Annotated in this window: 22 protein-coding genes and 1 pseudogene; 13 read left to right on the top strand and 10 right to left on the bottom strand. The window is 62.3% G+C overall.

Translation table 11 applies throughout. The annotated features are described in order from the left end of the window. The first annotated feature begins 175 nt into the window (after positions 1–175). The 3 genes from AC07W0_RS28755 (at position 176) to AC07W0_RS28745 (ending at position 7,004) form a co-directional block, all read left to right on the top strand. Entirely contained in the window at positions 176–3,466 is a 3,291-nt protein-coding gene (locus AC07W0_RS28755; RefSeq protein ID WP_102618781.1) for a transglutaminase family protein, read from the top strand. Between the two features lie 161 nt (positions 3,467–3,627). Then, a complete protein-coding gene (locus AC07W0_RS28750) occupies positions 3,628–6,114 on the top strand; it encodes a circularly permuted type 2 ATP-grasp protein (RefSeq protein ID WP_046384889.1) in 2,487 nt (828 codons plus the stop codon). After that, positions 6,114–7,004: a transglutaminase family protein gene (locus AC07W0_RS28745; RefSeq protein ID WP_017849734.1), complete on the top strand. Its 891-nt coding sequence runs from the start codon at positions 6,114–6,116 to the stop codon at positions 7,002–7,004. Before AC07W0_RS28750 ends, AC07W0_RS28745 begins: the two co-directional genes overlap by 1 nt. Positions 7,005–7,106: 102 nt before the next feature. Here the strand turns inward: AC07W0_RS28745 and AC07W0_RS28740 are convergent, their stop codons facing one another. Beyond that, positions 7,107–7,289, bottom strand: coding sequence for a hypothetical protein (locus tag AC07W0_RS28740; RefSeq protein ID WP_017849733.1), 183 nt, complete (start codon positions 7,287–7,289; stop codon positions 7,107–7,109). A 333-nt stretch (positions 7,290–7,622) separates the two neighbouring features. On the opposite strand from AC07W0_RS28740, the gene azu reads away from it, so the two are divergent. Next, positions 7,623–8,069 (top strand): azurin, encoded by a 447-nt coding sequence (gene azu, locus AC07W0_RS28735; RefSeq protein WP_046384887.1) that lies wholly within the window; start codon positions 7,623–7,625, stop codon positions 8,067–8,069. Between the two features lie 136 nt (positions 8,070–8,205). Here the strand turns inward: azu and nadE are convergent, their stop codons facing one another. The 3 genes from nadE to AC07W0_RS28720 all read right to left on the bottom strand — a co-directional run bounded on the left by nadE (position 8,206) and on the right by AC07W0_RS28720 (position 11,353). Continuing rightward, positions 8,206–9,033 carry an NAD(+) synthase gene (gene nadE / locus AC07W0_RS28730; protein ID WP_017849731.1) on the bottom strand — a complete coding sequence of 276 codons (828 nt, stop codon included), beginning with the start codon at positions 9,031–9,033 and terminating at the stop codon, positions 8,206–8,208. Between the two features lie 3 nt (positions 9,034–9,036). After that, on the bottom strand, positions 9,037–10,251 hold the full coding sequence (gene pncB, locus AC07W0_RS28725; protein WP_017849730.1) for a nicotinate phosphoribosyltransferase: 1,215 nt from the start codon (positions 10,249–10,251) through the stop codon (positions 9,037–9,039). A gap of 214 nt (positions 10,252–10,465) precedes the next feature. Beyond that, on the bottom strand, positions 10,466–11,353 hold the full coding sequence (locus AC07W0_RS28720) for a LysR family transcriptional regulator (protein WP_017849729.1): 888 nt from the start codon (positions 11,351–11,353) through the stop codon (positions 10,466–10,468). Positions 11,354–11,506: 153 nt separating this feature from the next. On the opposite strand from AC07W0_RS28720, the gene amaB reads away from it, so the two are divergent. The 8 genes from amaB (at position 11,507) to AC07W0_RS28680 (ending at position 21,448) form a co-directional block, all read left to right on the top strand. Then, positions 11,507–12,997: an L-piperidine-6-carboxylate dehydrogenase gene (gene amaB, locus AC07W0_RS28715; RefSeq protein WP_102618782.1), complete on the top strand. Its 1,491-nt coding sequence runs from the start codon at positions 11,507–11,509 to the stop codon at positions 12,995–12,997. A gap of 172 nt (positions 12,998–13,169) precedes the next feature. Next, the gene (gene amaA, locus AC07W0_RS28710; protein WP_102618783.1) at positions 13,170–14,453 is read left to right on the top strand and encodes an L-pipecolate oxidase; all 1,284 of its coding nucleotides are present in this window, start codon (positions 13,170–13,172) and stop codon (positions 14,451–14,453) included. Between the two features lie 386 nt (positions 14,454–14,839). Next, positions 14,840–15,976 (top strand): branched-chain amino acid ABC transporter substrate-binding protein, encoded by a 1,137-nt coding sequence (locus AC07W0_RS28705; protein ID WP_046490657.1) that lies wholly within the window; start codon positions 14,840–14,842, stop codon positions 15,974–15,976. 201 nt (positions 15,977–16,177) lie between these two features. Next, positions 16,178–17,092, top strand: a complete 915-nt coding sequence (locus AC07W0_RS28700) for an ABC transporter permease subunit (protein WP_003236186.1) — start codon at positions 16,178–16,180, stop codon at positions 17,090–17,092. A 2-nt stretch (positions 17,093–17,094) separates the two neighbouring features. After that, positions 17,095–18,372: a high-affinity branched-chain amino acid ABC transporter permease LivM gene (gene livM / locus AC07W0_RS28695; RefSeq protein WP_046490653.1), complete on the top strand. Its 1,278-nt coding sequence runs from the start codon at positions 17,095–17,097 to the stop codon at positions 18,370–18,372. Further along, complete coding sequence (locus AC07W0_RS28690) at positions 18,369–19,244, top strand: ABC transporter ATP-binding protein (RefSeq protein ID WP_102618784.1); 876 nt, start codon at positions 18,369–18,371, stop codon at positions 19,242–19,244. The genes livM and AC07W0_RS28690 overlap by 4 nt, the downstream gene beginning before the upstream one ends. Next, a complete protein-coding gene (locus AC07W0_RS28685; protein WP_017849723.1) occupies positions 19,241–19,957 on the top strand; it encodes an ABC transporter ATP-binding protein in 717 nt (238 codons plus the stop codon). The genes AC07W0_RS28690 and AC07W0_RS28685 overlap by 4 nt, the downstream gene beginning before the upstream one ends. Before the next feature lie 726 nt (positions 19,958–20,683). Beyond that, positions 20,684–21,448, top strand: coding sequence for an SDR family oxidoreductase (locus AC07W0_RS28680; RefSeq protein WP_017849722.1), 765 nt, complete (start codon positions 20,684–20,686; stop codon positions 21,446–21,448). Between the two features lie 125 nt (positions 21,449–21,573). Here the strand turns inward: AC07W0_RS28680 and AC07W0_RS28675 are convergent, their stop codons facing one another. The 5 genes from AC07W0_RS28675 to ureE all read right to left on the bottom strand — a co-directional run bounded on the left by AC07W0_RS28675 (position 21,574) and on the right by ureE (position 25,281). After that, the gene (locus AC07W0_RS28675; RefSeq protein ID WP_046490647.1) at positions 21,574–22,695 is read right to left on the bottom strand and encodes an AGE family epimerase/isomerase; all 1,122 of its coding nucleotides are present in this window, start codon (positions 22,693–22,695) and stop codon (positions 21,574–21,576) included. A gap of 195 nt (positions 22,696–22,890) precedes the next feature. Beyond that, positions 22,891–23,463 carry a HupE/UreJ family protein gene (locus tag AC07W0_RS28670; protein WP_017849720.1) on the bottom strand — a complete coding sequence of 191 codons (573 nt, stop codon included), beginning with the start codon at positions 23,461–23,463 and terminating at the stop codon, positions 22,891–22,893. A 22-nt stretch (positions 23,464–23,485) separates the two neighbouring features. Further along, positions 23,486–24,100, bottom strand: coding sequence for an urease accessory protein UreG (ureG, locus tag AC07W0_RS28665; RefSeq protein ID WP_017849719.1), 615 nt, complete (start codon positions 24,098–24,100; stop codon positions 23,486–23,488). A gap of 9 nt (positions 24,101–24,109) precedes the next feature. Then, positions 24,110–24,784 carry an urease accessory protein UreF gene (locus tag AC07W0_RS28660; protein WP_102618785.1) on the bottom strand — a complete coding sequence of 225 codons (675 nt, stop codon included), beginning with the start codon at positions 24,782–24,784 and terminating at the stop codon, positions 24,110–24,112. Then, positions 24,781–25,281 carry an urease accessory protein UreE gene (ureE, locus tag AC07W0_RS28655; RefSeq protein WP_046384879.1) on the bottom strand — a complete coding sequence of 167 codons (501 nt, stop codon included), beginning with the start codon at positions 25,279–25,281 and terminating at the stop codon, positions 24,781–24,783. Before ureE ends, AC07W0_RS28660 begins: the two co-directional genes overlap by 4 nt. 338 nt (positions 25,282–25,619) lie before the next feature. On the opposite strand from ureE, the gene AC07W0_RS28650 reads away from it, so the two are divergent. Next, a complete protein-coding gene (locus tag AC07W0_RS28650; RefSeq protein ID WP_026140377.1) occupies positions 25,620–26,126 on the top strand; it encodes a C40 family peptidase in 507 nt (168 codons plus the stop codon). A 4-nt stretch (positions 26,127–26,130) separates the two neighbouring features. On the opposite strand, the pseudogene AC07W0_RS28645 reads toward AC07W0_RS28650, so the two are convergent. After that, a pseudogene (locus tag AC07W0_RS28645) lies at positions 26,131–26,223 on the bottom strand (TetR family transcriptional regulator); the annotation flags it as partial.

Raw genomic sequence — 26,223 nt, 5'->3', positions numbered from 1 at the left:
ATACCGCCCCACCCACTCCCCGCCACATATATGTGCAGCTCTTGCACCATTGCACCAACGTTGGCGCCGTTTTGGTGCTGTACTGCACCGGGTCTTACGATAAAGCGCAATGACTGCCGCTCTGGCATAAGTCTTGCGCGCGTTGTGTCCATGCCCTGGCTTGCAGGAGGCCGCCGTGTCGATTCATGTCGCGTTGCACCACGTTACGCATTACCGCTACGACCGCGCTGTCGAACTCGGCCCACAGATCGTGCGTTTGCGCCCGGCGGCCCATAGCCGCACGCGGATTTTGTCCTACGCACTGAAAGTGCTGCCCGAGCAGCATTTCATCAATTGGCAGCAGGACCCTCAGGGTAATTACCTGGCGCGCCTGGTGTTCCCGGAAAAGACTGACGAACTGCGTATCGAAGTCGACCTGGTCGCCGAGATGGCGGTGTTCAACCCGTTCGATTTTTTCCTTGAACCCTACGCGGAAAAAATCCCGTTTCGCTACGCCGCCGACGAGCAGCGCGAGCTGGCGCCGTACCTGGAAACCTTGCCGCTGACGCCGAGGTTCGCCGCTTACCTGGCGGGTATCGACCGCACGCCGCTGCCGGCCGTGGATTTCCTGGTAGGTCTCAACCAACGCCTGGCCGCCGATATCGGTTACCTGATCCGCATGGAACCCGGCGTGCAGACCCCGGAGTTCACCCTGGAAAATGCCTCCGGCTCGTGCCGCGATTCGGCTTGGCTGCTGGTGCAATTGCTGCGCAACCTGGGGCTGGCGGCGCGGTTTGTGTCCGGCTATCTGATCCAGCTCACCGCCGACGTCAAAGCCCTCGATGGCCCGTCCGGTACCGAGGTGGACTTCACCGACCTGCACGCCTGGTGCGAAGTGTATTTGCCCGGCGCCGGCTGGATCGGCCTGGATGCCACCTCCGGGTTGTTCGCTGGTGAAGGCCATATTCCGTTGGCCTGTAGTCCCGATCCATCGTCTGCCGCGCCGATCAGTGGCCTGGTGGAGCCGTGCGAGTGCGAATTCACCCACGAGATGTCGGTAGAGCGCATCTGGGAAGCGCCACGGGTAACCAAGCCCTACACCGAAGAACAGTGGTTGGCGATCCAGGCCCTGGGGCGGCAGATCGATGGCGACCTGCTGGCGGACGACGTGCGCCTGACCATGGGCGGCGAACCGACCTTCGTCTCCATCGACGACCCCGACGGCGCCGAGTGGAACACCGCTGCCCTGGGGCCGGACAAGCGTCGCCTGTCCGCCGAACTGTTCCAGCGCATGCGCAAGCACTACGCGCCCAAGGGCCTGGTGCATTTCGGCCAGGGCAAGTGGTACCCCGGCGAGCAACTGCCGCGCTGGTCGCTCAACTGTTACTGGCGCCGCGATGGCGAGCCGATTTGGCACAACAGCGCGCTGATCGCCGATGAGCAACAGGACTACGGCGCCGACGGCGTGCTGGCCGGGCGTTTCCTGGGCAGTGTTGCCGAGCGCCTGAAGTTGCCGGCGCGCTTTGTGTTTCCGGCCTTTGAAGACAACTTCTATTACCTGTGGCGCGAAGGCGCGCTGCCGCAAAACGTCACCGCCCTCGACCCGCGCCTGAGCGATGAGCTGGAGCGCGAGCGTCTGCGCAAAGTGTTCAGCCAGGGCCTGGACAAGGTCATCGGCCAAGTGCTGCCGCTGGCGCGCACCGCTGCCAATGACCGCTGGCAGAGTGGGCGCTGGTACCTGCGCGACAACCACTGCCGACTGGTGCCGGGGGATTCGCCGCTGGGTTATCGCCTGCCGCTGGCCTCGCAGCCCTGGGTGACGGCGGCAGAGTACCCGTTTGTCCACCCGACCGACCCCAACCAGGACTTGCCCGAGCTGCCGAGCACGGCGCAATTGCAACACCATGGCGAAGCGGCGCCGAGCGCCGAGCGCCTGCCGAAGATCGACGAGTCCGCCGACTGGCTGACCCGCACCGCACTGTGCGCCGAAGCGCGCGAAGGCCGCCTGTATCTGTTCATGCCGCCGCTGGAGCGCGTTGAGGACTACCTGGAGCTGGTGGCCGCCATCGAAGCCACCGCCGAAGAACTGCACTGCCCGGTGCTGCTGGAGGGCTACGAGCCGCCGGCGGATTACCGTCTGAGCAACTTCCGGGTCACGCCCGACCCGGGTGTGATCGAGGTCAATGTGCAGCCGTCCGCCACCTGGGACGAGCTGGTAGAACGCACCGAATTTCTCTACGAAGAGGCGCGACAAACCCGCCTGACCACCGAGAAGTTCATGATCGACGGGCGCCACACCGGTACCGGCGGCGGTAACCACTTCGTGCTGGGCGGCGCGACACCCAAGGACTCACCGTTCCTGCGGCGTCCCGATCTGCTGCGCAGTTTGATCAGCTACTGGCACAACCATCCGTCGTTGTCCTACCTGTTTTCCGGCTTGTTCATCGGCCCGACGTCCCAGGCGCCCCGGGTCGATGAAGCGCGTAACGATGCGCTGTATGAGCTGGAAATCGCCTTCGCGCAAATGCCCGCACCAGGCGAAGAGTGCCCGCCGTGGTTGGTCGACCGCCTGCTGCGCAATCTGCTGATCGACGTGACGGGCAACACCCACCGCGCCGAATTCTGTATCGATAAGCTCTACTCGCCCGATGGCGCCACCGGGCGCCTGGGCCTGCTGGAGTTGCGCGCCTTTGAAATGCCGCCCCATGCGCGCATGAGCCTGACCCAGCAACTGCTGCTGCGCGCGCTGGTGGCGCGCTTCTGGCGCGAACCCTATGCGCCACCAAAGCTGGCGCGCTGGGGCACTGAGCTGCATGACCGTTTTCTGTTGCCGCACTTTATCGAGCAGGATTTTGCCGACGTGATCGTCGAACTCAACGCCGCCGGCTACCCGCTGCGCGCCGAATGGTTTGCCGCGCACTTGGAATTCCGCTTTCCCAAAGTCGGCGACTACGCCGTCAGCGGTATCGAGCTCGAACTGCGCCAGGCCCTGGAACCCTGGCATGTGCTGGGCGAGGAGGGCGCGGTGGGCGGCACGGTGCGTTATGTGGATTCGTCCCTGGAGCGCCTGCAGGTGAAATTGAGCGGGCTGCCACCGCAACGCTATTTGCTCACCTGCAATGGCATCCCGGTGCCGCTGCAAGCGACCGGGCGCATCGGCGAGTTCGTCGCCGGCGTGCGGTATCGCGCCTGGCAACCGGCCAACTGCCTGCAGCCGACCATCGCGGTCCACGCGCCGTTGGTGTTCGACCTGCTGGACACCTGGATGCAGCGCTCCCTGGGCGGTTGCCAGTATCATGTGGCGCATCCAGGCGGGCGTAACTACGACAGCCTGCCGGTGAATGCCAATGAAGCCGAGAGCCGGCGCATGGCGCGATTTTTCCGCCTGGGGCATACCCCGGGCAAGCTCCCTGTGCCGACCGTTGTGATCAATGACGAATTGCCGATGACTTTGGATTTGCGACGTTTCCCCAATAAAAATGACTGAATGCAAGCCAAAATGTGGGAGGGAGCTTGCTCCCGATTGCGGTAAATCAGCCGATACATGAGTTGACTGACCCACCGCAATCGGGAGCAATCCCCCTCCCACAAAGGATTTGCAGTGTTTGTTAGGTTAATCTGAGCCCCCTTGCCCCTGCCGAGCGTTCCATGTCCGACTTGCTCGACCGTTACCCGCTGACCGCGGGCACTTATCACGAACTGCTGGACGACAGTGGCGCGGTACGTGCCCATTGGCGGCGCCTGCTCGACCATCTGCAACGCAGCACCCCCGCGCAACTGGCCCAGCGCCAGGCGTTGCTGACCCGGCAGATCCAGGAAAACGGCGTGACCTACAACGTCTACGCCGACCCCAAGGGCGCTGATCGCCCGTGGGAACTGGACCTGCTGCCCCATGTGCTGGCGGCCGATGAATGGCAGCACCTGTCGGCCGGCATCGCCCAGCGTGCGCGGCTGCTCAACGCGGTACTGGCGGACCTCTACGGCCCGCAACGCTTGATCAAGGAAGGCCTGCTGCCGGCCGAACTGGTGTTCGGGCATAACAATTTTCTGTGGCCGTGCCAGGGCATCCAGCCGCCCGACGGTACGTTCCTGCACCTGTACGCCGTCGATCTGGCGCGCACCCCGGATGGCCGCTGGTGGGTCACTGCCGACCGCACCCAGGCCCCTTCGGGCGCCGGTTATGCGCTGGAAAACCGCACCATCGTGTCCCGCGCCTTTCCGGATCTGTACCGCGACCTGCAGGTGCAGCACCTCACCGGTTTCTTTCGCACCCTGCAGGAAACCCTGGCGCGCCAGGCGCCCAGCGATAGTCAGCCGCCGTTGATCGTGCTGCTCACGCCTGGGCGTTTCAATGAAAGCTATTTCGAACACCTGTACCTCGCCCGTCAGCTCGGCTACCCGCTGGTGGAAGGCGGCGACCTCACGGTGCGCGACAGCACGGTGTTCCTGAAAACCCTCAGTGGCCTGCGTCGGGTACACGCGATCATGCGCCGCCTCGACGACGACTTCTGCGACCCCCTCGAACTGCGCACCGACTCGGCCCTCGGCGTGCCCGGCCTGCTCGACGCCGCGCGCCAAGGCAACGTGCTGGTGGCCAATGCCCTGGGCAGCGGTGTACTGGAATCCCCCGGCCTGCTGGGCTTTCTGCCGAAGATCAACGAATTTTTGTTTGGCGAAGAACTGCTCCTGCCGTCCATTGCGACGTGGTGGTGCGGCGAAGCGCCGGTGCTTGCCGAAGCCCTGGAGAAACTGCCCGAGCTGCTGATCAAGCCGGCATTTCCGTCACAGAGCTTCAACCCGGTCTTCGGCCGTGACTTGAACGACGCACAACGCGAGGCCCTGGCCGAGCGCATGCGCGCGCGGCCTTACGCGTATGTCGCCCAGGAGCTGGCGCAGCTGTCCCAGGCGCCGGTGTGGCACACCGTCGAAGACCACCTGCAACACCGCGCCATCGGCATGCGCGTCTACGCCGTGGCCAGCGCCGACGGTTACCGGGTATTGCCCGGCGGCCTGACCCGCGTGGCTGCCGAGGCCGATGCCGAGGTGGTGTCGATGCAACGCGGCGGCGCGAGCAAGGACACCTGGGTGCTCGGCGAACGCGCCGCCGGCGGCGAGCAGTGGCGCGCGCAGCGGCCGATAGGCGCCCATGACCTGGTGCGCCGCGACCCTTATCTGCCGTCGCGGGTGGTGGAAAACCTGTTTTGGTTTGGCCGTTATTGTGAACGCTGCGATAACAGCGCGCGCTGGCTGCGCATCGTGTTGGCGCGCTATGTCGACGGCGACGATCCGCTGGCGTTGCAAGCGGCGGTCGAACTGGGCGAAAACCTGCGCCTGTTGCCGGAGGAGGGTGAGTTGCCCGAACGCCTGCTCGCCGCCTTGCTTGGCGACGACTGGCCGTCGAGCCTGCGCGCCAACCTGCAGCGCTTGCAGTGGGCGGCGTCCCAGGTGCGCGGCAAGTTGTCCCGAGAGAACTGGCAGGCCCTGGTGGAGCTGCAACGCGAAGCCCTGGAGCTGGAAAGCGAAAGCCCCGACTTTGGCGAGTTGCTGGACTTCCTCAATCGCCTGGTGATGTCCCTGGCGGCGTTGTCCGGGTTTGCCCTGGACGACATGACCCGCGACGAAGGCTGGCGCTTTCTGATGATGGGCCGGCGCATCGAGCGCCTGCAGTTTCTCAGCAGCAGCCTCGCGGCGTTCCTGCGCGGCGTGGCGGTGTTCGATCAGGCCGGGCTGGAATGGTTGCTGGAACTGGGCAACAGCAGCATCACCTACCGTTCGCGCTACCTGGCGGTGCCGCAACTGATTCCGGTGCTCGACCTGTTGCTGCTGGATGAGCAGAACCCCCACGCCGTGTTGTTTCAGTTGAAGCTGGTGAGCCGCACCTTGCGTCGTCTCAACGATGATTTCGCGGTGCCCCGGGAAACCGGCCTGGCGCCGTTGGTCGAGCGCCTCGCGCGGTTCGACCTGGGTTGCCTGGAGAACCCGCTGTTTGGCGAGGCCAGCGTGCGTGCCGCGCTGGACGGCCTGGCCGACCTGCTGCAAGCGGTCGCCGATGAGAGTGGGCAAGTGTCGGATCGCCTGGCCTTGCGCCATTTTGCCCATGTGGATGATGTCAGCCAACAAACGGTGTCGGTGTGATGAGTGCGCGCTATCAGATTTTTCACGATACCCATTACCACTACGACAGCCCGGTGTCCCTGGCCCAGCAGTTGGCGCATCTGTGGCCACGGCCATGTGCCTGGCAGCGCTGTACCTCGCAGCAACTGGATATCAGCCCGTTGCCGTCCTCGCGCCGCGATGAGCTGGACGTGTTCGGCAACCCGATCACCCGCCTGGCGTTCGAGCGGCCCCATGATGAGTTGTTGGTGAATGCCGCGCTGACTGTGGAAGTGCTGGCGCGGCCGCTGCTGGATTTCCAACAGTCGCCGGCCTGGGACCAGACTCGCGACAGCCTGACCTACAGCAGCCAGCCGCTGTCATCGGCGTTGATCGAAGCCTGTCGCTTTCGCTTCGAATCGCCCTACGTGCATCTGAAGAAAACCTTCGTCGAGTTCTCCGAAAGCTGTTTCCCGCCCGGGCGTCCGCTGTTGCTGGGCGCTCAGGCCCTGATGGAAAAAATCTTCGGCGAATTCACCTTCGATGCCGAAGCCACCCAGGTCGCCACGCCGCTGGTGGAGGTGCTGGAACGCCGTCGCGGCGTGTGCCAGGACTTCGCTCACCTGATGCTCGCCTGCCTGCGCTCACGGGGCCTGGCGGCGCGCTATATCAGCGGCTACCTGCTGACCCAGCCGCCGCCCGGCCAGCCACGGCTGATCGGCGCCGATGCGTCCCATGCGTGGATTTCGGTGTACTGCCCGATGTCGGGCTGGGTGGATTTTGATCCGACCAACAATGTGCAGCCGGCACTGGAACACATCACCCTGGCCTGGGGCCGGGATTTCTCCGATGTTTCGCCGTTGCGTGGGGTGATTCTGGGGGGAGGCAGCCATGACCCGGAAGTGCGGGTGACGGTGATGCCGCTCTTGTAGGAGCGAGCTTGCTCGCGAAAAAACCGAGGGCGCCGCGTTGAACCAGGCACCCCGCGTTATCGTTAACGCACTTCGCAAGCACGCTCGCTCCTACAGTGATGCTTACTCGGCCGGGTCTTTCGGTGTCTCGGTGTCATCGGTTGCCACTTCGCCTTCCGCATCCGGGTTCAGTGCGCCGGTCTCTTCGTCTGCAGCGGCTTTCTTGCGTTGCAGCTTTTCCTCTTTCTTCTGTTCCTTGGCCAAGTCTCTTTGACGTTTGGCGAAGGAGTAATTAGGTTTGGCCATGGGCGATCCTCTAGGGTCGAAGGTGAGGGTGGGCGGCGCGCAGCTGCCTTGGGTCGCTATGGTAGCAGCTTAGCGGCGCGCTTGGCCTTCACTTACCGCAGGCGTATGCGGCCAACAGACCGCTGAACAGATGATTGAGGTGCATGGTCCGGACTCCAGTGGGTGATGGACCGATCATAGGCGGGGCGTGACACTTTGGCTGGTTGATTGTATCGATAAGTCTGATAGCCTAAAGTTGTATACAATTTGTTGATTCAGGTCATAAGACTTTCTGCCTGTCTCGGGCACCCTTGTCGCACTATGCGTTGTTTAAACCCTGCCTTGGAGAATCACATGTTTGCCAAACTCGTTGCTGTTTCCCTGCTGACTCTGGCAAGTGGCCAGTTGCTTGCTGCAGAGTGCAAGGTCACCGTCGACTCTACCGACCAGATGTCCTACAACACCAAGGAAATCGTGATCGACAAGAGCTGCAAGACGTTCACCGTCGAGTTGACTCACTCCGGCAGCTTGCCGAAAAACGTCATGGGCCATAACTGGGTGCTGACCAGCGCCGCCGACATGCAACCGGTCGCGACCGATGGCATGGCTGCCGGCCTCGACAAGAACTACCTGAAAGACGGCGACGAGCGCATCATCGCCCACACCAAAGTCATTGGCGCTGGCGAGAAAGACGCGGTGACCTTCGATGTGTCCAAGCTGAAAGCGGGCACTGACTATGCGTTCTTCTGCTCGTTCCCAGGCCACATCTCGATGATGAAAGGCACTGTGGTCGTCAAGTAAGACCGCATTATCGTTCATCGGGGGCAAGCCCCCTCCCACATTCGACCGCATTCTCATATGGGAACTCGGTCAACTGTGGGAGGGGGCTTGCCCCCGATGGCTACCTCACAATCAATACAAAACTATCTGGTTCACCTCACGGCGCAAACGGCATCACCCGCTTGTGCTCGGTCTTGCGATACGTCTCGCAAATGATCCTGAACGCTTCTTCCCGCACCGGCTCGCCGTGCAGGAACGCATCGATCTCGGCATAGGTCACGCCATGTGACGCCTCGTCCGGCTTGCCCGGCGAGAGGTCTTCCAGGTCGGCGGTCGGGATTTTCTCCACCAGCGACTCCGGCGCACCGAAGTGCCGCGCAATCGATCGCACCTGGTTCTTCACCAGCCCGCTCAACGGTGCCAGATCGCAGGCGCCATCACCGAATTTGGTGAAAAAGCCCATCACCGCTTCCGCCGCATGGTCGGTGCCGATCACCAGGCCGCTGGCCGCGCCGGCGATGGTGTACTGCGCGACCATCCGCATGCGCGCCTTGGTGTTGCCCAGCACGAAATCGCGGGACACCGCCGCCTTGCCTTCAAATGCCGCCACTTCATTGGCCAGGGATTTCACCGCTGGGCCGATGTTCACGGTGTGGCGCTCATCCGGCTCGATAAAGTCCACCGCGGCCTGGGCGTCGATTTCATCGAACTGGGTTTCGTAGGGCAGGCGCACCGCGATAAAACGATAGGCCTCGTCGCCGGTGCTGGAGCGCAGCTCCTGCATGGCGCGTTGGGCGAGCAGGCCTGCGGTCAGGGAGTCGACGCCACCGCTGATGCCCAACACCAATGTCTTGAGCCCTGAATTGCGCAGGCAGTCCTGGATAAAGGTCACGCGCCGGGCGATTTCGGCCTCAAGGGCGGCCTGGTCTTTGAACGGCGCTTGAACCTTGAGCTGCTGCGCAATCTCACGCTGTACGGCTTGCATGATTCACTCCTTGCTGGAAAGGGCAGGTACTTTGAAAACGTGTCGCAAATAGGCGACGAAATTCGGGTCCGTGCAGTGGGTCTTGCCCGCTTCATCGGAGATCTTCGCGACGGGCTGGCCATTGCAGGCCGTCATTTTAAGCACAATGCTCATCGGTTCCACACCTGGAATATCGCAGGTCAGGTTGGTGCCGATGCCAAAGCTCACATTGATCCGACCGCGCAGCGCCCGGAATATCTCCAGGGCCTTGGGCAGCGACAGGCTGTCGGAGAACACCAGGGTCTTGCTCATCGGCTCGATGCCCAGCTTGTGATAGTGGGCGATGGCTTTTTCCGCCCACAGCACCGGGTCACCGGAATCGTGGCGCAGGCCGTCGAACAGCTTGGCGAAGTACAAGTCGAAGTCGCTGAGGAAGGCGTCGGTGGTGATGCAATCGGTCAGGGCGATACCCAGCAGGCCGCGGTATTCGCGGACCCAGCAGTCGAGGGCGGCGATCTGGCTGTCGATCAGGCGCGGGCCGAGTTGCTGGTGGGCCATGATCCATTCATGGGCCATGGTGCCCAGCGGTTTCATATCGAACTCGCGAGCCAGGTGGACGTTGCTGGTGCCGACAAACCGGCCGGGGAAGTCGTGCTTGAGCACGCTCACCACTTCTTCCTGCACGCGGTAGGAGAAGCGTCGGCGAGTGCCGAAGTCCGCCACCTGCAGCTCGGCGAGCTCGTCGCTGCTGGCGTTTGCGATCAGCCAGTCGAACTTGCGGTACAACTGCTCGCGGGCCTGTTCGAGGACCACGGTCTGGTAGCGGTAGCGGTTGCGCACTTCGCTGATGATGGCGAGCATCGGCACTTCAAACAGGATCACATGCAGCCACGGCCCACGCAGGCGGATAAACAGCTCGCCGTTTTCGATGCCGGTGTGGACATAGCGCAGGTTGAAGCGGAACAAGCCGAGAAAGCGCAAAAAATCCGGCTTCATGAAGCTGATGCGCTCCAGAAAGCTCAGTTGGTCCGCGCTCAGGCTCAACTCGGCGAGGCGCTCGAACTGGTAACGGATCTCCGCCAGGTATGGGCGCAGGTCTTCACTGTTGCGGCAACGAAACTCCCATTCAACTTCCACATTGGGGTAGTTGTGCAGCACCGCCTGCATCATGGTCAGCTTGTAGAAGTCGGTGTCGAGCAGGTTCTGCACGATGCGATCGGCAAACACACTCTCGCTCATAACGGGAATCTCCAGACAGGACGGCGATGGGCGCCGGCCTTTACGCACAAGAAAGGACGGGGGCTAGTGGCGCATAGACCTGTGGGGTTTTGCCAGTGATTTTTTCAGTGAGGCCACTGGCCCTATTGGGGGCAAGCCCCCTCCCACACTTGGAATGCGTTTCAAATGTGGGAGGGAGCTTGCTCCCGATAGCGGTTGTGCAGACAACACAGGTTCACACTTGCTCCATCATCCACTTCACAAACTCCCGCACCTTGGGCACCTCCGCCGAATGTTCGGGGTACGCCAGGTAATACGCATCCTGGCTCGGCATTGCATGCTGCCAAGGGATCACCAGCTTGCCATCGGCCAGTTCCTCCTCCACCAGGAAGCGCGGTAGCAACGCCACGCCGCAGCCCACCTGCGCCGCCCGAATGCACATATAGAACGTGTCGAAACGCGGCCCGTGATAGCTGTGCTCGGTGTGAAACCCCTGGTCGGCGAACCAGTCATGCCAGCCCTGGGGGCGCGAGGCGTTTTGCAGCAGCACCAGGTTGCTCAGTTGCGTGGGGTCGGTGAAGGGTTGTGCGGGCAGGCTTTCCGGGGCGCACACCGGGATCAGTTCTTCACTGAACAGTTTCAGGCTCTCGGTGCCGGGGCGTGAGCCTTGGCCGAAGTAGAACGCCATGTCGGCCTTGCCTTGCAGCAGTTCGTCCGGTTCCTGTTCGTTGCACAGGTCCAGATGGATTTGCGGATGACGCAAGCGCCAGCCCTTGAGGCGCGGCACCAGCCAGCGTGCGCCGAAGGTGTAGGGCGTAGACACGCGTAATACTTCGGTCTCGCCACCGTAGGAGCGCAGGTAATGGGTGGACATCTCCACCTGGGTGAGGATTTTGCGCACTTCCACCAAATACAAATCGCCCGCCGGGGTCATCTGCAAGCGTCGGCGTACCCGGCGGAACAGCAGGTGCTGCAGCAGTTCTTCCAGTTGCGCGACCTGTTTGCTCACCGCGCTTTGCGTGAGGTTCAGCTCCTCGGCGGCGCGGGTGAAGCTCAGGTGGCGGGTGGCGGCTTCGAAACACTGCAGGGCAGTGATCGAGGGCAAATGTCTTTTGTTCAGCACGGCATGCCTCTTTTTATGCTTTGCATGAATAAACGGAATGATATCTCGCCTAATCGTCGTTTGTTGGCAAGTCTTGGGCCAGCTACAAATAAGCCCTGGATTGCCGTGCGGGCCGCGGCGCAATTTTTTCTGTATAGATTGAAGGAGTCACCCATGGTTGCCGCATTGCTTGATCGTCTCGGGGTAAACCCGGCGCTGTACCAAGCGGGGAAACAACCCCTGCATTCGCCGATCGATGGCAGCCGTATCGGCAGTGTGAACTGGGAAGGCGCCGCCGAGGTGGAGCAACAGGTCAGTCGCGCCGAGCATGCATTCGAGGCCTGGCGCAAGGTGCCGGCACCGCGTCGCGGCGAGTTGGTGCGCCAGTTCGGCGACGTGTTGCGCGAATACAAGGCCGACCTGGGCGAGCTGGTCTCCTGGGAAGCCGGCAAGATCACTCAGGAAGGCCTGGGCGAAGTGCAGGAAATGATCGACATCTGCGACTTCGCTGTCGGCCTGTCGCGCCAACTGTATGGCTTGACCATCGCCTCCGAGCGCCCCGGCCACCACATGCGTGAAACCTGGCACCCGCTGGGCGTGGTCGGTGTGATCAGCGCGTTCAACTTCCCGGTGGCCGTGTGGGCGTGGAACACCACCCTGGCCCTGGTGTGCGGCAACGCCGTGATCTGGAAGCCGTCGGAAAAGACCCCGCTCACCGCCCTGGCCTGCCAGGCGCTGTTCGAGCGCGTGCTGAAAAAATTCAACGATGCGCCGCAATACCTGAGCCAGGTGATCATCGGTGGCCGCGATGCCGGTGCCGCGTTGGTGGATGACCCGCGTGTCGCACTGATCAGCGCCACCGGCAGTACGCGCATGGGCCGTGAAGTGGCGCCGAAAGTCGCCGCGCGCTTTGCCCGCAGCATCCTCGAGCTGGGCGGCAACAACGCGATGATCCTCGGCCCAAGCGCCGACCTGGACATGGCGGTGCGCGCCATCCTGTTCAGCGCCGTCGGCACCGCCGGGCAGCGTTGCACCACGCTGCGCCGGCTGATCGCCCATGAGTCGGTCAAGGAAGAAATCGTCACGCGCCTCAAGGCCGCCTATTCCAAGGTACGCATCGGCCACCCGCTGGAAGGCAACCTGATCGGCCCGCTGATCGACAAGCACGGCTTCGACGCGATGCAGGATGCGCTGGAGCAGGCCCTGAGCGAAGGCGGCAAGGTGTTCGGCGGCAAGCGCCAACTGGAAGACAGATTCCCGAATGCCTACTACGTGTCGCCGGCGATTGTGGAAATGCCGGAGCAAAGCGACGTGGTCTGCACTGAGACCTTTGCACCGATCCTGTACGTGGTCGGCTACAGCGACTTCGCCGAAGCCCTGCGCCTGAACAACGCCGTGCCGCAAGGCCTGTCGTCATGCATCTTCACCACCGATGTGCGCGAAGCCGAGCAGTTCATGTCGGCGGTGGGCAGCGACTGCGGCATTGCCAACGTCAACATCGGCCCGAGCGGCGCGGAAATCGGCGGCGCGTTTGGCGGTGAGAAAGAGACGGGCGGCGGGCGTGAGTCGGGCTCGGATGCGTGGCGCGGGTACATGCGTCGCCAGACCAATACCGTGAACTACTCGCTGGAACTGCCGCTGGCCCAGGGCATTACCTTCGACTGATTACCTTAAGTCGAAGTGCGGTCAAAATGTGGGAGGGAGTTTGCCCCCGATGGCGGTGTGTCAGTCAACAGATGTCCAGCTGATCCACTGCCATCGGGAGCAAGCCCCCTCCCACAGTTGAGCTATATGCAGTTCGGAATAGATGTTTGTTAGGTCTCATCGGAGTCTGGCAATGGCACTACGCGAAACATGTTTGTGGGAACAACTCACCCCTGGCCGGCCGGATCGCGCTGCGCTCAAGGGCGAAGTGAAGGTGGATGTGTGCGTGATCGGCGCCGGGATTACCGGTTTGTCGGCGGCCATTCACTTGCTGGAACAAGGCAAGACTGTCGCCGTGCTGGAAGCCCATCGCACCGGCCATGGCGGGTCGGGGCGCAATGTCGGGCTGGTCAACGCCGGCTTGTGGATTCCGCCGGACGAGATCGAAGCCGGTTTCGGCGAGGCGGTGGGCAGCCAGCTCAATCGCATGCTGGGCGCGGCGCCGTCGCTGGTGTTCAGCCTGGTCGACAAATACAACATCGATTGCCAATTGCGCCGCGAGGGCACTTTGCACATGGCGCACAACGCCCGGGGCGAGGCGGATTTGCGCAGTCGTGAAGAACAATGGAAGCGCCGCGGCGCGCCGGTCGAACTGCTCACCGGTTCGGCCTGCGAACAAGCCACCGGCACTCAAAAGATCTCCGCCGCACTGCTGGATAGACGTGCCGGCACCTTGAACCCGATGGCCTACACCAGCGGCCTGGCCAATGCGGCCGTGGGGTTGGGCGGGCAGCTTTTCGACCATTCCCCGGTTGCGCGCCTGGAACGCCAAGGTGCGGAGTGGTCGGTGCAGACCGCGAACGGTGCGGTGCAGGCTGCACAAGTGGTGATCGCCTCGAATGCCTACACCGAAGGCGAATGGACCGAACTGCGGCGCAATTTCTTCCCTGGCTATTACTACCAGGTCGCCTCCGCACCGCTGACCGACGACGCGGCCCAGCGAATTCTTCCCGGTGGCCAGGGTTCGTGGGACACGCGCCAGGTGCTCAGCAGCATCCGCCGCGACGCCGATGGCCGCCTGTTGCTCGGCAGCCTGGGCAACGGCAACCAGAAACCGGCGTGGTTTCTCAAGGCGTGGGCCGATCGAGTGCAGCAGCACTACTTCCCGTACCTCAAATCGGTGCAGTGGGAATGCACCTGGACCGGCTGCATCGCGTTCACCCCGGACCACTTGATGCGCTTGTTCGAACCCGCGCCCGGTCTGGTGGCCGTGACCGGCTACAACGGCCGCGGCGTGACCACCGGCAGCGTGGTCGGCAAGGCCTTTGCCGACTACTTGTGTCACCAGAATCCCCAGGCCCTGCCGATTCCGTTCGCGCCGATGCAACCGCTGGCCGGGGTGGGCCTGCGCAGTTGCCTGTATGAAGCCGGATTCTCGCTGTATCACGCCGGCCAATGCTTGCGGATCGTGATCTGATCAGCGAAATAGCCTTCAGAAGCCGGCACGTTCTTCGCCGACGACTAATCTGTATTGGTGCAAGTTGTAGCAATCACGCACTGTAAATGTGCAGTTCCGTTACGTGCATTGTTACAGCTGTAGGAAGTGTCGTTTGGCGGTCTGGTTGCAGGTGCGACCCATGAAGGTTGTACTTTTTTGATCCATGGGTTGCACCTATTGAAGTTAGAGGGTTGCACGTCCCGACGAGCGGAGCCGAAACACCTGCAATAACAATGACACCGTGTCTTTTTGAAGAATAAAAACGTAATGGCACGCGGCTTGCTCTGGGCTTTCAGTGAAAGTTTTAGTTGAAGGTTTGCAGTGAATACTTAGTGCCAATAAACAAAAACCTCGGAGCACCACTCATGTCCCAGACGTTTTACAAGAAAGGTTTTCTGGCCCTCGCCGTTGCAGCGGCGCTGGGTGTTTCTACGTTTGTTCAAGCTGATGTGAAGATTGGCGTAGCGGGGCCGATGACGGGCGCCAACGCCGCTTTCGGTGAGCAGTACATGAAGGGCGCCCAGGCGGCAGCCGATGTCATCAACAAGGCTGGCGGCATCAACGGTGAGCAGATCAAGCTGGTCGCCGGCGACGATGCCTGTGAACCCAAGCAGGCCGTGGCCGTGGCCAACCGCCTGGCCGACCAGGACAAAGTGATCGGCGTGGTCGGGCACTTCTGCTCGTCCAACACCATCCCGGCGTCCGAGGTCTACGACGAAGCCGGCATCATCGCCATCACCCCAGGCTCGACCAACCCGCAGGTCACCGAACGCGGCCTGGGCGCCATGTTCCGTATGTGCGGGCGTGACGACCAGCAAGGCATCGTGGCCGGCGACTACATCGTCGACGTGCTCAAGGGCAAGAAAGTCGCGGTCATCAACGACAAGGACACCTACGGCAAGGGCCTGGCCGACGCCACCGCTGCCCAGTTGACCAAGCGCGGCGTGAAACCGGTGCTGGAAGAAGGCCTGACCCGTGGCGAGAAAGATTTCAGCGCCCTGGTCACCAAAATCCGCTCCCTGGGCGCCGACGTCGTGTACTTCGGCGGCCTGCACCCGGAAGCCGGTCCGCTGGTTCGCCAGATTCGTGAAGCAGGCCTCAAGGACGTGAAATTCATGTCCGACGACGGCATCGTGACCGACGAACTGGTCGCGACCGCTGGCGGTGCGCAGTACGTGGACGGCGTGTACATGACCTTCGGCGCTGACCCGCGCCTGCTGCCGGACAGCAAGGCAGTGGTTGAAGAGTTCCGTAAAAACGGCACCGAGCCAGAAGGCTACACCCTGTATGCCTACGCGTCGGTCCAGGCCCTGGCTGCTGGCTTCAACGGTGCCAAGTCCAACAAGGGTGAAGACGCCGCCAAGTGGCTCAAGGCTCACCCGGTAAAAACCGTGATGGGTGAAAAAGCCTGGGATGCCAAGGGCGACCTGAAAGTCTCCGACTACGTGGTTTACCAGTGGGACAAAGACGGCAAATACCACCAGCTGGAAAAGCAGAAGTAAGGCTGAGTACCACAGACCTAATGTGGGAGGGGGCTTGCCCCCGATGACGGTGTATCAGCCACCCGATGTATAGCTGACCCTCCGCAATCGGGGGCAAGCCCCCTCCCACAGGGGGACTGGGTTGTTATTGAGATCTGTTTTTTCCTCCAGAAGCGCCGCACACCTACCGGTGTGCAGGTGCTCACCGCGTGAGATTGCGTTATGGATGGTATTTTCCTGCAGCAACTGGTCAACGGTCTGACCCTCGGGTCGGTCTATGGCCTGATCGCCATCGGCTACACAATGGTCTATGGCATCATTGGCATGATCAACTTCGCCCATGGCGAGGTTTATATGATTTCCGCTTACCTCGCGGCGATCAGTCTGGCACTGCTGGCTTATTTCGGCATCGAATCCTTCCCGCTGCTCATTCTCGGCACCCTGATCTTCACCGTGGTGGTCACCGGCGTTTACGGTTGGGTCATCGAACGGGTCGCCTACAAACCGCTGCGCAACTCCACCCGACTGGCACCGCTGATCAGCGCCATCGGTATCTCCCTGATCCTGCAGAACTACGCACAGATCGCCCAGGGCGCCAAGCAACAAGGCATTCCGACCCTGCTGGCCGGCGCCTGGCGCGTCGATATCGGCAGCGGTTTCGTCCAGTTGACGTACACCAAGGTCTTCATCCTGGTCGCTGCCTTCGCCGGCATGGCCTTGCTGACCTACATCATCAAGTACACCAAGCTCGGCCGCATGTGCCGCGCTACCCAGCAAGACCGCAAGATGGCCTCGATCCTCGGCATCAACACCGACCGCGTGATTTCCTACGTGTTTGTCATCGGTGCCGCCATGGCGGCCCTGGCCGGCGTGTTGATCACCCTCAACTACGGCACGTTCGACTTCTACGCCGGCTTCATCATCGGCATCAAGGCCTTCACCGCGGCGGTACTCGGCGGCATCGGTTCCCTGCCTGGGGCGATGCTGGGCGGGATCATCCTCGGTATTTCGGAGTCGCTGTTCTCGGGGTTGATCAACTCTGACTACAAAGACGTGTTCAGTTTCTCCCTGCTGGTGGTGATTCTGATTTTCCGTCCCCAGGGCCTGCTTGGTCGCCCACTCGTGGCTAAGGTATAAACATGTCTGCTGCCAAATCGATTGATATCAAAAAAAGTGTGGTCGATACGATCCTCGCCGGGCTGATTGCGTTGATCGTGTTCGGTCCGATCGTCGGCGTGGTGCTCGACGGCTACAGCTTCAACCTGCAACCTGCGCGCGTGGCGATCCTGGTCGCCATCGTGATGGCCGGCCGCTTTGCCCTCAGTCTGTTCCTGCAAACGCCCAAGGGCGTGAAGATTCTGCAGGGCTTCGAGAACAGCGGTTCGGGCGTCCACGTGCTGGCGCCGGACTACAAGTCGCGGCTGCGCTGGATCATCCCGGCGCTGATCGTGATCGCCATCGTATTCCCGATCTTCGCCAACAAGTACTTGCTCACCGTGGTGATCCTCGGGCTGATCTACGTACTGCTCGGCCTGGGCCTGAACATCGTGGTCGGCCTGGCCGGCTTGCTCGACCTGGGTTACGTGGCGTTCTACGCCATCGGCGCCTACGGCCTCGCGCTGGGGTATCAATACCTCGGCCTGGGTTTCTGGACGGTGCTGCCGCTGGCGGCCATCGCGGCGGCGCTGGCGGGGTGCATACTCGGCTTCCCGGTGTTGCGCATGCACGGCGACTACCTGGCGATCGTGACCCTGGGGTTTGGTGAAATCATCCGCCTGGTGCTGAACAACTGGCTGTCGTTCACCGGCGGGCCAAACGGCATGCCGGTGCCTTCGCCGACCTTCCTCGGTCTGGAATTCGGGCGCAAAGCGAAGGACGGCGGGATTCCGTTCCATGAGTTCTTCGGCCTCGATTACAACCCCAACATCAAGTTCATGTTCATCTACATCGTGCTGTTCCTGGTGGTGCTGGCCGTGCTGTACATCAAGCATCGCCTGACCCGCATGCCGGTCGGCCGCGCCTGGGAAGCCTTGCGCGAAGATGAAATCGCCTGTCGCTCCATGGGCCTGAACCACGTGCTGGTCAAGCTCTCGGCGTTCACCATCGGCGCCTCCACGGCCGGTCTGGCCGGGGTGTTCTTCGCCAGTTACCAGGGCTTCGTCAACCCGTCGTCGTTCACCTTCTTCGAGTCGGCGCTGATCCTGGCCATCGTGGTGTTGGGCGGCATGGGCTCGACGGTGGGCGTGGTGATCGCGGCGTTCGTGTTGACCGTCGCGCCGGAACTGCTGCGCAGCTTCTCCGAGTACCGCGTGCTGCTGTTTGGCGTGTTGATGGTGGTGATGATGATCTGGCGGCCACGCGGCCTGATCCGGATCAGCCGTACCGGTGTGACCCCACGTAAAGGAGTGGCGCCATGAGCAAGGAAGTCATCCTGTCCGTGGAACATCTGATGATGCACTTCGGTGGCATCAAGGCCTTGAGCGACGTGAGCCTCAAGGTCGAACGCAACTCGATCTTCGCCCTGATCGGCCCCAACGGCGCCGGCAAGACCACGGTGTTCAACTGCCTCACCGGCTTCTACAAAGCCAGTGGCGGCAAGATCGAACTCAACGTGCGCGGCAAGCAGACCAACGTGATCCAACTGCTCGGCGAGCGCTTCGAGGCCATCGACTTCGTGTCGCCGAAAAGCTTCTTCAGCCGCGTGTACTACAAGATGTTCGGCGGCACCCACCTGGTGAACCGCGCCGGCCTGGCGCGGACCTTCCAGAACATTCGCCTGTTCAAGGAAATGTCGGTGCTGGAAAACCTGCTGGTCGCCCAGCACATGTGGGTCAACCGCAACCTGCTCGCGGGCATCCTCAACACCAAGGGCTACCGCAAGGCTGAAAGCGACGCCCTCGACCACGCCTTCTACTGGCTGGAAGTGGTCGACCTGGTGGACTGCGCCAACCGCCTGGCCGGCGAGCTTTCCTACGGCCAACAGCGCCGCCTGGAAATCGCCCGCGCCATGTGTACCCGGCCGCAGATCATCTGCCTCGACGAACCGGCTGCGGGCCTCAACCCCCAGGAAACCGAAGCCCTCAGCGCGATGATTCGCCTGCTGCGCGACGAACACGACCTCACAGTGGTGCTGATCGAACACGATATGGGCATGGTGATGAGTATTTCCGACCACATCGTGGTGCTGGACCACGGCAACGTGATTGCCGAGGGCGGGCCGGATGCGATCCGCAACGACCCGAAAGTGATCGCGGCCTACCTGGGCGCGGATGAAGAGGAGCTTGTATGAACGGGCCTATCCTCGAAATGAAGGACCTGGACGTGTTCTACGGCCCGATCCAGGCGCTGAAGAAAGTCTCGCTGCACATCAACGAAGGCGAAACGGTCAGCCTGATCGGCTCCAACGGCGCGGGTAAATCCACGCTGCTGATGTCGATCTTCGGCCAGCCACGGGCGGAGTCGGGGCAGATCCTCTACAACGGCGTCGACATCACCCACAAGTCGTCCCACTACATCGCGTCCAACGGCATTGCGCAGTCGCCGGAAGGGCGGCGGGTGTTCCCCGACATGACCGTCGAGGAAAACCTGCTGATGGGCACCATCCCCATCGGCGACAAGTTCGCCCAGGAAGATATGCAGCGCATGTTCGAGCTGTTTCCACGGCTCAAAGAGCGGCGTAACCAACGGGCGATGACCATGTCCGGTGGCGAGCAGCAAATGCTCGCCATCGCTCGCGCACTGATGAGCCGGCCCAAGTTGTTGCTGCTCGACGAACCGAGCCTGGGCCTGGCGCCGATTGTGGTGAAGCAGATCTTTTCCACCCTGCGCGAACTGGCGGCCACCGGGATGACCATCTTCCTGGTGGAGCAGAACGCCAACCATGCGCTGCGTCTGTCAGACCGGGCGTATGTGATGGTCAACGGCGAGATTCGCCTGACAGGCACCGGCAAGGAACTGCTGGTGAACGAGGAAGTGCGCAACGCCTACCTCGGTGGCCACTGACCTAAATCACAACGCAGTCCCCCTGTGGGAGGGGGCAAGCCCCCTCCCACATTTGTTTTTGTGGTGTTCACAAGTGCGATCCCAAATTGTGGAAAACAAATCCGGCCACCTCCCAAAGCGCGACATATAGCCGCCGCAAATCGCTGTTTTGTCACAGTTTTGACTTGTCCCCATCCGCTGTGGAACCGGCTGTGGGTAACGTGGGAGTAGCTGGCTGAAAGCCTTTGATTCCGTGGCCTGCAGCGCGATGGTTGTTTTTTGATCAGTGGCTTTTTGGCGACCTGCCGAGGGGTTTGTCAACCTGTTTAAAGACACAGGTATATGACCGGATTATGTCTGTCCAGCCTGTGGATAAGTCTGTGGTTAAACTCTGGAAAGACGTCCGCAGAGGCCGGAATGACTGGCCTGGAGCCATCGTTCGGTTTTTCCTCTCGTGCATGGGCCTACATACCGCCTCGTCCAGGTCAAGCAAAAAACTTTGCAAAACCGCCTGAAAGCCTTGTACACAGCGGCTCTGGGCTTTTTGCACTTGCCCCCAAAGACTGTGGGCGCAATTGTGGATAACCTGCGCGCATATGGCTGCAGGCCACGGTGTGTAAGGCTTTGCGTGGTTTGGTTGAAAACTGATCAGGCGCGCATGGCGTGATGTGCGTAGCGGTTGCCGCGACGACGGCGTAAGGGCATTCTGCTGGCTTATTTTTTCCCGATGTCTGCAAGGAGAACACCATGTCCAACACGCTGTTTATTACTGGCGCAACTTCAGGTTTTGGCGAAGCCTGCGCCCGTCGGTTTGCCGAAGCTGGCTGGAAACTGGTGCTCACCGGTCGTCGTGCCGAGCGTCTGAACGCGCTGGTCGAAGAGCTTTCCAAGCAGACCGAAGTACACGGCCTGGTGGTGGACGTGCGTGACCGCCAAGGCATGGAAGCGGCGATTGCCGGCCTGCCGCCCGCGTTCGCCAAGCTGCGCGGGCTGATCAACAACGCCGGCCTGGCCGTGGGCACCGATCCCGCGCCCAAGTGCAACCTCGACGACTGGGAAACCATGGTCGACACCAACATCAAGGGCCTGCTGACCACCACCCACCTGCTGTTGCCGCGCCTGATCGCCTATGGCCGCGGTGCCGGGATCATCAACCTGGGCTCCATCGCCGGCAGCTACCCGTACCCGGGGAGCCACGTGTATGGCGGCTCCAAAGCGTTCGTGAAGCAATTCTCGCTGAACCTGCGCTGCGACCTGCAAGGCACCGGCGTGCGTGTGACCAACATCGAGCCAGGGCTGTGTGAAAGCGAGTTCTCCCTGGTGCGTTTCGGCGGCGACCAGGCGCGTTACGACGCCACCTACGCCGGCGCCGAGCCGATCCAGCCGCAGGACATCGCCGACACCATCTTCTGGGTGCTGAACACCCCGGCGCACGTCAACATCAACCGCCTTGAGCTGATGCCGGTGAGCCAGAGCTGGGCTGGGTTTGCGATTGAGCGTGGGGCCAAGTAAGACGTTAGACCGAGTTGCCTGCATCGGGGGCAAGCCCCCTCCCACATTTGAATGGGTTCACACATCAAAATCTGTGAACCCAATTCAGTGTGGGAGGGGGCTTGCCCCCGATGAGTCCCTGAAGGTCAGCCGAGAACCTTGACCAACCCCTGATAACAGGTCGCCAGGTGATACGGCGTGGTCGACGGCATATCCCGTCGGCTCACGCTGCCCTGGGCATCCAGGCATTCATTCCAGCCCTTGGCATGCAGGAAGTGCTGCTGCAACGCGAGCAACTGGCGCTGCAGCACGGCTTCGCTGCCCGGCCGCAAGGTCAGTGCGCGCAGGTATTCCGCCTGGGCCCAGATGCGTTGGGTGCCGTCGCGCACGCTGCCGTCCAGGGCGAGCATGCCGCTGACCGCGCCGGTCCGGTTATCCACACCCGTTTGCTCGGCATAGGCAAAGGCCCGCGTCAGCGAAGCATGCAGCGGCGTGCCGCGCAGCACGTCGGAAGACTCAAGCAAGAAGAACCACTCGAACTGGTGCCCCGGCTCAAACCAGTTATCCACAGCGCCCAGCGGTTTTTCCATCATCACGCCGTGCTGGCGCTCGATAAAACGCTGCTGCATGGCCGTCGCCAAGGCCAGCAATGCAGTTTGCACCGCGGCGTCTTCACGCACCGCCAGGGTGGCGAGGAAGCCTTCCGCCAGGTGCATCAGCGGGTTTTGCAATGGGCCGGACTTGAGGGACGACCAATTACGCTCCAGCACCGCCTCGTACAGGCCATCGCCGCTGGCGAAACGTTGGGCGACCACTTCCAGCGCCGCATTCAACACCGACTCCACCAGCGGTTCGCGCACCTTGGCCCAGTAATGGGCGCAGGCGAAAATGATGAACGCGTGGGTGTACAGATCCTTGCGCTTGTCCAGCGGCTGGCCGGCGGGGTCGATGCTGTAGAACCAGCCGCCGTGCTCGGCGTCGTGGAAATGCCGTTGCAACGAGCGGAACAACACGGCGGCGCGTTCTTCGGCAAAGGCTGCGCCGGGTTCGCCGATCAGGCTGGCGAACAGGTACAACTGCCGGGCACAGGCCATGGCGCGGTAGCGTTGCGGCGGCAACGGCCGGTGGTCGGCGTCCAGCGCCTCGTAGGGCAGCGCCAGCTCGGCGTTCCAGCCCGGGCCCTGCCAGAGCGGCACGATCAGGTCATGGAAGTGCGTGAGCACGGCATTCAAGGAAGACTGAAGGGCGGAGCTTGGAGCGATGGGCATCGGCTGGCGTCGTCACGGCAGGGGTGTAGGCGCGCATGGTAGCAGGCTTGGGAACGGTGGTGTCTGCGCCACCGCTATCGGGGGCAAGCCCCTCCCACATTCGACCGAGTTCCAACTTTGGAATGCAAGCGAATGTGGGAGGGGCGGTGCGACGATTCGACTTGCCCCCGATGAGGCGCTTAATCGCGCCGCAAATCAGCCAGCCAGCAACCAAACCCCAGTTGCCGCCGAAGCCGCCCCGGCAACCCGCACCAACGGCGCCGCCGCAGTCGGCAGCCAGCGCACCACGGCATAACCGGCAGCGTGCAACACAGCGGTGGCGCCGACAAATCCGGCGGCATACGCCCAAGGGCTGGACATGTCCGGCAGCTCCAAGCCATGGGCCACGCCGTGGAACAGCGCGAACAAGGCCGTCGCCCCCAGCGCCATGAACAACGGCGGGCGCACCGCCAGCGCCACCGCCAGGCCCAGGGCCAGCACCGACGCGGCAATCCCGCTTTCCAGCGCCGGCAACGCCAGGCCTTCAAAGCCCAACAGGCCGCCGAGCAACAGGGTGGCCACGAAGGTGCAGGGCAGCGCCCAACGCGCCGCGCCTTTTTGCTGGGCGGCCCACAAGCCGACCGCCAGCATGGCCAGCAAATGGTCGAGACCGCCCAATGGATGGCTGATACCCGCCATCAGGCCGTTGTCGCCGTGACCCGGGTGGGCGAAGGCCAAGGCGGGTGCGAGCAGCAGGGCGGCGGCAGCGAAGAGTTTTTTCAGGCGCATGGACAGGTTCCTTATGGGGTGATCAGGCCGCAGTCAGCAGGCCCTGGCGTTCGATGAAGGCGACGATCTCATCCAGGCCGACGCCGGTTTTCTGGTTGCTGAACACAAAGGGTTTACCGTTGCGCATGCGTTGGGTGTCGCTGTTCATCAGTTCCAGCGAGGCACCGACCAAGGGCGCCAGGTCGATCTTGTTGATCACCAGCAGGTCGGATTTGCAGATGCCGGGACCGCCCTTGCGCGGCAGTTTATCGCCGGCGGACACATCGATCACATAGATGGTCAGGTCCGACAGTTCCGGGCTGAACGTCGCCGACAGGTTATCGCCGCCCGACTCCACCAGGATCAGGTCCAGGCCGGGAAAGCGCCGGTTGAGTTGGTCCACCGCTTCCAGGTTGATCGAGGCGTCTTCACGGATCGCCGTGTGCGGGCAGCCGCCGGTTTCCACACCGATGATGCGCTCGGGCGCCAGGGCCTGGTTGCGCACCAGGAAGTCGGCATCTTCGCGGGTATAGATGTCGTTGGTGACCACCGCCAGGTTGTAGCGATCACGCAAGGCCAGGCACAGGGCCAGGGTCAGGGCGGTCTTGCCGGAGCCCACCGGGCCGCCGATGCCGACACGCAGAGGTTGTGTGTTCATGTGCTTCTCCTAGGAACGGAACAGGCGGCTGTACTGGCGCTCGTGGGCCATGCACGCCAGGGACAGGCCGAACGCGGCGCTGCCGAAATGGTCGGGGTCGATGTGGCTGGCGTCCTGCTGGGCGTGTTGCAGCAGGGGCAGCAGTTCACTGGTCAGGCGTTGGGCGGCCTGCTGGCCGAGCGGCAGGGTTTTCATCAGCACGGCCAGCTGGTTTTCCAGCCAGCTCCACAGCCAGGCGGCGAGGGCGTCGTCGGGGCTGATGCCCCAGGCGCGTGCGGCCAGGGCCCAGCCCAGCGCCAGATGCGGCTCGGTGTGTTGTGCGAGAAAATCACGGGCCGCGTCGTCCAGTTCCGGCAGGCCGTTGAGCAGTTGCTGCAGGGAGTACCCCATCTGCCGGCTCTCCTGATACAGCTCGCGCGTCTCGCGACTGGCGCGGTGTTCCTCGCACAGTTGCGCCAGCTGCGACCAATCGCCGGCCACGGCGGCGCGGCAATGCGCGAGCAACAGCGGCGCTTCGAAGCGGGCGAGGTTGAGCAGCAACTGGTCGCTGATCCAGCGGCGGGCGCCGGCCGCGTCTTTGACGCGGCCATTCTCCACGGCCATTTCCAGGCCCTGGGAATAGCTGTAGCCGCCAATCGGCAATTGCGGACTGGCCAGACGCAGCAGCGCCCAGGCTGGGTTCATAAACGCACGCCGAACTGATGCAGCTTCGGCGGGTAGTTGAAATCTTCATCGCCATGGCGTGAATGGTGGTGGCCGCCGCCGTAGGCCCCGTGTTCCGGCTGGAATGGCGCTTCGAGGGTTTCGGTCCGCGCGCCCAGCTGTTCAAGCATGGCCTTGAGCACGTAATCATCCAGCAGGCGCAGCCAGCCGTCGCCTACTTGCAAGGCCACGTGGCGATTGCCCAGGTGATACGCGGCGCGGGTCAGTTCAAATGCATTGCGACAGGTGACGTGCAGCAGTTGTTCAGGGCGCGCGCAGACGCGTACTACACGTCCGTCTTCAGCCTGTAGGAACTCGCCATCGTGCAGCGGCGGCTGGCCACGCTCCAGGAACAGGCCGACGTCTTCGCCGTCGGCACTGAAACAGCGCAGGCGGCTTTTGCTGCGTGCTTCGAAGTTCAGCAGCAACTCGGCGACCCAGAGGGCTTGCGGGGCGATTCGGCGGTGGATCACCAGCATCAGAAGGCTTCCAGCTATGAGCGATAAGAGAGCTAGAGCAAGGGGCTTGCCAATCCCGCGCAGGAGTAGGAATTCCCTGAAGGCGAGCGCAGCGATGCCACCGAATAGGGCGTCAGTCAGCGCCTTTATGCCTCAATTTGGTGCGCGTCTGGAGGTGTGGCACTGGATGGGTGCGTTGTGTGTGGATGTGGTGTGCGGTTTTGCATGAAATTTCTCTCATCTAATTCGCACTGGTGTTTTTTCAGATTTCTCCTACGCGGTATCCGGATTCCGCGTTCAAAAAGTTACGCGCTGTTTCTTTAGGATTTGCGCCGTCTTAACACCACGGCGATTCATCAATGTTCAAGTCACTTTTCTTTTTAATCCTTTTCAGTCTTTCCTGTGTCATCTCATCGGCCTCGGCCAACCTGAAACCCCAATCGACATTCGGCTCTTCGCTGCCTGGTGTCCCAACGTCTTCGGTGGCGAATGTGGTCGACCGCGCCCATGCCCTGCTGGGCACCCCGTACAAATGGGGGGGCACCTCGGCCGAGCAAGGGTTTGATTGCAGTAGTTTCCTGGTCTACCTGTTCAAGACCGAAGCCAACATTCACATCCCGCGCACGACGGCGGCGATGCACCGTTCAACGGCTGCGACCGTCAAGCGCAACGAGCTCAAGCCGGGGGACGCGGTGTTTTTCAAAGGCAACGGGCGCGGTCAGGTCAGCCATGTGGGGCTGTATATCGGCGAAGGGAAATTCATTCATTCGCCGCGGGCCGGCAAGAATGTGCGGATCGATTCGTTGAGCAACAACTACTGGAACAAGAACTACACCGGCGCCAAGCGTTTCCACACGGCGGGTTGACGGCTTACTCGGTGCTGCCGAGGCCCTGCCAGTGCTTGAGGCCAATGAAGATGAAGCGCAACTGTTGGGTGATTTTCGCCTGGGGCGTGAGGTGGGC

The sequence above is a fragment of the Pseudomonas sp. GW704-F2 genome (assembly GCF_059423025.1).
Note: the sequence above shows the minus strand (reverse complement) of the source record. Positions and strands in the feature narration are given on the sequence as shown.

What these genes read in the sequence shown, in the direction of transcription:
- AC07W0_RS28750 (WP_046384889.1), top strand. Translation starts at nt 3,628, where the DNA reads ATGTCCGACTTGCTCGACCGTTACCCGCTGACCGCGGGCACTTATCAC.
- AC07W0_RS28745 (WP_017849734.1), top strand. Translation starts at nt 6,114, where the DNA reads ATGAGTGCGCGCTATCAGATTTTTCACGATACCCATTACCACTACGAC.
- AC07W0_RS28740 (WP_017849733.1), bottom strand. Translation starts at nt 7,289, where the DNA reads ATGGCCAAACCTAATTACTCCTTCGCCAAACGTCAAAGAGACTTGGCC.
- azu (WP_046384887.1), top strand. Translation starts at nt 7,623, where the DNA reads ATGTTTGCCAAACTCGTTGCTGTTTCCCTGCTGACTCTGGCAAGTGGC.
- nadE (WP_017849731.1), bottom strand. Translation starts at nt 9,033, where the DNA reads ATGCAAGCCGTACAGCGTGAGATTGCGCAGCAGCTCAAGGTTCAAGCG.
- pncB (WP_017849730.1), bottom strand. Translation starts at nt 10,251, where the DNA reads ATGAGCGAGAGTGTGTTTGCCGATCGCATCGTGCAGAACCTGCTCGAC.
- amaB (WP_102618782.1), top strand. Translation starts at nt 11,507, where the DNA reads ATGGTTGCCGCATTGCTTGATCGTCTCGGGGTAAACCCGGCGCTGTAC.
- amaA (WP_102618783.1), top strand. Translation starts at nt 13,170, where the DNA reads ATGGCACTACGCGAAACATGTTTGTGGGAACAACTCACCCCTGGCCGG.
- AC07W0_RS28705 (WP_046490657.1), top strand. Translation starts at nt 14,840, where the DNA reads ATGTCCCAGACGTTTTACAAGAAAGGTTTTCTGGCCCTCGCCGTTGCA.
- AC07W0_RS28700 (WP_003236186.1), top strand. Translation starts at nt 16,178, where the DNA reads ATGGATGGTATTTTCCTGCAGCAACTGGTCAACGGTCTGACCCTCGGG.
- livM (WP_046490653.1), top strand. Translation starts at nt 17,095, where the DNA reads ATGTCTGCTGCCAAATCGATTGATATCAAAAAAAGTGTGGTCGATACG.
- AC07W0_RS28690 (WP_102618784.1), top strand. Translation starts at nt 18,369, where the DNA reads ATGAGCAAGGAAGTCATCCTGTCCGTGGAACATCTGATGATGCACTTC.
- AC07W0_RS28685 (WP_017849723.1), top strand. Translation starts at nt 19,241, where the DNA reads ATGAACGGGCCTATCCTCGAAATGAAGGACCTGGACGTGTTCTACGGC.
- AC07W0_RS28680 (WP_017849722.1), top strand. Translation starts at nt 20,684, where the DNA reads ATGTCCAACACGCTGTTTATTACTGGCGCAACTTCAGGTTTTGGCGAA.
- AC07W0_RS28675 (WP_046490647.1), bottom strand. Translation starts at nt 22,695, where the DNA reads ATGCCCATCGCTCCAAGCTCCGCCCTTCAGTCTTCCTTGAATGCCGTG.
- AC07W0_RS28670 (WP_017849720.1), bottom strand. Translation starts at nt 23,463, where the DNA reads ATGCGCCTGAAAAAACTCTTCGCTGCCGCCGCCCTGCTGCTCGCACCC.
- ureG (WP_017849719.1), bottom strand. Translation starts at nt 24,100, where the DNA reads ATGAACACACAACCTCTGCGTGTCGGCATCGGCGGCCCGGTGGGCTCC.
- AC07W0_RS28660 (WP_102618785.1), bottom strand. Translation starts at nt 24,784, where the DNA reads ATGAACCCAGCCTGGGCGCTGCTGCGTCTGGCCAGTCCGCAATTGCCG.
- ureE (WP_046384879.1), bottom strand. Translation starts at nt 25,281, where the DNA reads ATGCTGGTGATCCACCGCCGAATCGCCCCGCAAGCCCTCTGGGTCGCC.
- AC07W0_RS28650 (WP_026140377.1), top strand. Translation starts at nt 25,620, where the DNA reads ATGTTCAAGTCACTTTTCTTTTTAATCCTTTTCAGTCTTTCCTGTGTC.